Origin of the sequence: Candidatus Sodalis sp. SoCistrobi (assembly GCF_900143145.1) — a bacterium.
Lineage (GTDB): Bacteria > Pseudomonadota > Gammaproteobacteria > Enterobacterales > Enterobacteriaceae > SoCistrobi.
Genome location: NZ_FRDB01000203.1, coordinates 1 through 5,177 on the forward strand (window position 1 = coordinate 1; position 5,177 = coordinate 5,177).

3 protein-coding genes, 1 rRNA gene and 1 pseudogene are annotated in these 5,177 nt (G+C 53.1%); 2 read left to right on the forward strand and 3 right to left on the reverse strand.

Features of this window, described 5'->3' with window-relative positions; genetic code table 11:
* Window positions 1-202, reverse strand: a 16S ribosomal RNA gene (locus tag CINSTRO3249_RS12510); the annotation flags it as partial.
* Window positions 203-672: 470 nt separating this feature from the next.
* On the opposite strand from CINSTRO3249_RS12510, the gene CINSTRO3249_RS12515 reads away from it, so the two are divergent.
* Complete coding sequence (locus CINSTRO3249_RS12515; RefSeq protein ID WP_074013526.1) at window positions 673-1,362, forward strand: FadR/GntR family transcriptional regulator; 690 nt, start codon at window positions 673-675, stop codon at window positions 1,360-1,362.
* A gap of 4 nt (window positions 1,363-1,366) precedes the next feature.
* On the opposite strand, the gene kup is transcribed toward CINSTRO3249_RS12515, so the two are convergent.
* Window positions 1,367-3,235, reverse strand: a complete 1,869-nt coding sequence (kup, locus tag CINSTRO3249_RS12520; RefSeq protein ID WP_074013527.1) for a low affinity potassium transporter Kup — start codon at window positions 3,233-3,235, stop codon at window positions 1,367-1,369.
* Between the two features lie 242 nt (window positions 3,236-3,477).
* Between kup and ravA the strand changes: the two are divergent.
* Window positions 3,478-4,896 (forward strand): annotated as a pseudogene (ravA, locus tag CINSTRO3249_RS12525) (ATPase RavA); the annotation flags it as partial.
* A gap of 52 nt (window positions 4,897-4,948) precedes the next feature.
* Here the strand turns inward: ravA and CINSTRO3249_RS12530 are convergent.
* On the reverse strand, window positions 4,949-5,177 hold a 229-nt coding region (locus CINSTRO3249_RS12530; protein ID WP_143146879.1), incomplete at its 5' end, for an integrase core domain-containing protein.

The window sequence follows — 5,177 nt, forward strand, 5'->3', positions numbered from 1 at the left end:
CCCACTTTGGTCTTGCGACGTTATGCGGTATTAGCTACCGTTTCCAGTAGTTATCCCCCGCCATCGGGCAGATCCCCAGACATTACTCACCCGTCCGCCGCTCGCCGGCAAAGAAGCAAGCTTCTTCCCGCTGCCGCTCGACTTGCATGTGTTAGGCCTGCCGCCAGTGTTTAATCTGAGCCATGATCAAACTCTTCAATTAAAAGCTTGATGCTCAAAGAATTAAAACTGGTATTCATATGAATATTTGTTGTTCACTCTTCAAGACTTGATATTTCGGTATGTCGATATCGTCTTGTGAGTGCCCACACAGATTGTCTGATAAATTGTTAAAGAGCAGTGCCGGGAGGCTGATTTTCTCGACCGGCGCGGGTGGCGTATATTACGCTTTTCCGCTGTAGAGTCAAGCTTTTATTTGCCCATAACGGGCCGCCTGCCTCTGGCTGAGCCGGTGCGCCGCAGCGACTGTTCCCGGTCAGTGGAGGCGAATTATAGGGCCTAAACGGCCGGTGACAAGCGCTATTTCACAAAACCGATTTGATTGATTTATTTTTCAGCAAAAGCGATAAAAATGGCGTTATTATGCGCCAGGAACGGGAATTTCCCCCCGCATTCACCACGCTGGCATAGTATGTGTAGGTTTATTGTCATGAGGGTATAGGAAAGAACGCTATGCATTTATCCGTGCAGCAACGGGCCGCTCAACGCAACCTCTCCTATGTACTGGCTGAAAAATTAAGCCAGCGTATCCTGGCGGGCGAATTTGCCGCCGGGGATATCCTGCCCGGCGAAGTGGAATTAGGGGAACAATTCGGCGTAAGCCGCACCGCCGTGCGCGAAGCGGTAAAAATCCTGGCGGCGAAGGGGATGGTCTTGCCGCGTCCCAGAATTGGAACGCGGGTATTGCCGCGCCACCAATGGAATTTTCTCGATCAGGAACTATTGGGATGGTGGCTGAACAGGGAAAATTTCCAGGACATCCTGGCGCATTTTCTGATTATGCGAATCAGCCTGGAGCCGCAAGCCTGCGCATTGGCCGCTGTGAACGCCAGCGAAAGCGAACGGCAGCGGCTGGGAACGTTAATGGAAGAGATGCGCAGGCTTCACCAGCATTTCGACCGCGAACGCTGGATAAGCGTCGATGCGGATTTTCACCGCCATATTTATGAAATCAGCGGTAACCCGTTTCTGTCTTCGTTCGCCAATGTGTTCAGTTCGATTTATCAGAACTACTTTCGCGCCATTGCCAGCGATGATGTCATCAAACTTGGCCGGCATCAGGCCATCGTGGATGCCATTTTCGCCGGCGATGGTCCGGGCGCTTTCACCGCCTGCCAGCAGTTGCTGGCTGAAAATGATTGAAACGTCAGATCTCTATCTGCGTTCCCAACTCAATGACCCGGTTAGGCGGTATGAGATATTGATCCGGCGCGCGCAGGGCGTTACGGCTTAACGCCATGAAAAGTTTACCCCGTACCATGAGATACCAGGGCCGCTTGCCGAGAATCAGCGATTCATGGGACATAAAAAAGGAGGTTTCCATCATCCGGCAGGATAGCCCCTCAAGGCCGCAGCGATGGAAAATTTCCTCCATATCCGGCGTCTCTTTGAAACCATAGCTTGCCACGACACGCCAAAAAGTGGGCGATAGCGCTTCGATAGTGACCCGGCGGACATTATGGACGAAGGGGGCATCTTCGGTGCGCAGCGTCAGCAGCACAACGCGCTCATGCAACACTTTGTTATGTTTCAGGTTATGCAGCAGGGCAAATGGGATCACGTTCATGGCGCGCGACATAAATACCGCGGTGCCCGGCACCCGCACCGGCGGCGATTTTTCCAACGAGGCAATCAGCGCTTCCAGAGAATTTCCATGTTCATGGATCCGTCGCAACAAGCGGAACCGTTCGCTTTTCCAGGTGGTCATGGCGATGAACATCAGGAAGCCCAGCAGCAACGGTAGCCAGCCGCCGGAGAAAATTTTCAGGGCGTTGGCGGCAAACATAGGCACATCGAGACACAACAACGCCAGCAGCAGCACGGATACCAGTAACAGGTTCCAGTGCCAGTTTTTTCTGGCCACGGTACAAGACAGAATATTGGTCAGCACCATAGTGCCGGTCACCGCAATACCGTAGGCCGCCGCCAAATTACTGGAGTGCTCAAAGCTGACAATCACCAGCACCACGGCGATATACAGCAGCCAGTTAATGAAAGGTATATAAATTTGGCCTACCTCCATCTCGGAGGTATGAATGATGCGCATCGGCGGCATATATCCCAGACGCACCGCCTGGCGAGTCAGGGAAAACACGCCGGAGATCACCGCCTGTGAAGCGATAACCGTTGCCAGTGTCGCGAGAATAAGCAATGGAATCAACGCCCAATCGGGGGCAAGTAAAAAGAAAGGGTTTTTGATTGCCGCCGGTTTGGACAGCAACAGGGCGCCCTGACCGAAATAATTAAGCACCAGGGACGGCAGCACCGCGCTGAACCAGGCGATGCGAATAGGCAATTTACCGAAATGGCCCATATCGGCATACAACGCTTCTACACCAGTGATGGCCAACACCACCGCGCCCAGAGCAAAGAAGGAGACGGTTTGATATTCGGCGAAAAAGGCGATAGCCCATTTCGGATTAAGGGCATAGAGCACTTCGGGATTATCGATGATACCGCGCACGCCCAGCACGCCGAGCGTGAGGAACCATAATAACATCACCGGTGCGAAAAGTTTGCCAACGCTGCCGGTCCCTTTCTTTTGAATGAAAAACAAAAGCGTCAGCACCACGACGGAGAGCGGGACGATAAATTCCTGCAGCGAGGGGGCCGCGATTTGCAACCCTTCTATCGCCGACATCACTGAGATGGCCGGCGTGATAACGACCTCGCCGTAAAAGAAGCTGCCACCGATAAGCCCGATAATCACCAGCACCGGCGTCAATTTGGCGCCGGTATTTCTGCCGGCGAGCGACATCAGCGTCAGAATACCGCCTTCGCCGGCATTGTCAGCGCGCATGACAAAGAGAAGGTATTTAAGGGAAACGATCAGGATCAAAAGCCAGAAAATCAGGGATAAGAAACCAAATACCACCACGCGTTCAACGCCAAAACCATAATGGCCGGCAAGACATTCACGTAAGGTATATAAAGGACTGGTGCCAATATCACCATACACGACGCCTATGGCGGCAAGCGTGACCGCCGGCAGCGACTGCTTATGATCTTTGTTCATAACCTTTTCTTCGCGCTATTTTGTCGTCCAGGAGCATGCGTGGATGCGCTTCCTCGAAAACCAAAAGCGCACAGTATGCCTGAAAAATGCCGAAACCCTAATTCTAATCCTGATTATCCCCCGTTGAAGGGCGATTAACGCAAAAAAAGTTGATAACGGATAAATTTACCCGGGCATTTCTTTATAAAATGCGCTGGTTTATTGTGTTGTTTTCACCACTCACAGGGATAACCGATCTTATTATGGCTTCTATGTCCCTTCTGGCGGAAAGAATTTCTCGCCTTAGTAGTGTACTGGAAAGCGGGTTATATGAGCGCCAGCATACCATGCGGCTCTGCCTGCTGGCGGCGCTTTCCGGCGAAAGCGTGTTTTTGCTGGGGCCGCCCGGCATTGCCAAAAGCCTCATCGCCCGGCGCCTAAAGCTGGCGTTCAGTCACGCGCGCGCCTTCGATTATCTGATGACCCGTTTTTCTACCCCAGAGGAAGTGTTCGGCCCGCTGTCCATCCAGGCGCTGAAAGAGGAGGGCCGCTATCATCGCATGACCCAAGGGTATTTGCCCGAGGCGGAAATCGTTTTTCTGGATGAAATATGGAAGGCGGGGCCGGCGATTTTAAACACCCTGCTCACCGCAATTAATGAACGGCGGTTCCGTAACGGCTCTCAGGAGCAGACGATGCCGCTGCGGCTGCTTATTACCGCTTCCAACGAATTGCCCGAGGCCGATAGCGGGTTGGAAGCGCTGTATGACCGAATGTTAATCCGCCTGTGGCTGGACAAGGTAAAGGAGAAGAACAATTTTCACGCGCTGCTGACAAGCCATGGCGACAGCCAGCCGCAGGAGGTTCCCGCACAGCTGCGGGTAAGCGACGAAGAATATCAGGACTGGCAACGGCAGATTGACCGGGTGACGCTGCCGGCGGCCTGTTTCGAGCTCATCTATCAATTGCGCCAGCGGCTGGAAGCGTTACCCGATGCCCCTTACATTTCCGATCGGCGCTGGAAAAAGGCGCTGCGCCTGTTGCAGGCCAGCGCGTTTTTCAGCGATCGACAAAGCATTACCCCGGTGGATATCATCCTATTGAAAGAGTGCTTGTGGCATGACCCTGTCAGTTACCAGCTTATCAATCAGCAACTTGAGCTGCTGATGGTGGAGCAGGGTTATCAACAACAGGCGATTTTGACCAAAATTCAGACTTTCAACCGGCAAAAACGTCAACATATTGCCCAAAGCCAGGCCCAGCGGGCGCTGACCCTTTCGCCCGCCAAGACCCTGATGAGTCGTAAACCCCACTACAGCCTGCCGGCGTCGCTGACCGAGCCGGTATTGACCTTGATGCTGCAAACGCCGCTGGTACTGCATGACATCCAAGTCGACCATGTCACGGTCGAGCGTGATGCCCTGCAACAATGGCTAAATAAAGGAGGCGCTCTAAAGGCGAGACTGAACGGTATCGGTTTCGCCCAACGGGTGGATGCGCGCATTAACGCTCAACATCAGCTTGAAATAGTTGATATCAGCCTGCAACCCTCTTTGCTGGCGCTGGCGGAAGATACGCCGGCGCAGGGGGTGCCGGCAGCCTTGTTGGAGGACCTTGAGGAAGCCACGCGGCTTTATCATCAACAGCGAAGCCAGTTTCATGAACAGCAAAATTGTCTCTTTATTACCCGTGAGTGAATAACCCCGAGTTTATTAGAGAGTAATTTTGGCAATACTACGCCGCTTCCTCTGATGCTAATTGCAAAGCGTAATAGTTCATTTCGGCTTCAGTAGGAGGGATGTAACCCAGCCGCCCGAGCAGCCTTCTGTTGTTGTACCAGTCCACCCAGTCCAGCGTGGCCAACTCCACTTCCGTCCGGTTTTTCCAGCTCCCGCGGTGGATAACCTCCGTTTTGTACAACCCGTTGATACTCTCTGCCATCGCATTATCGTAGGAGTCGCCG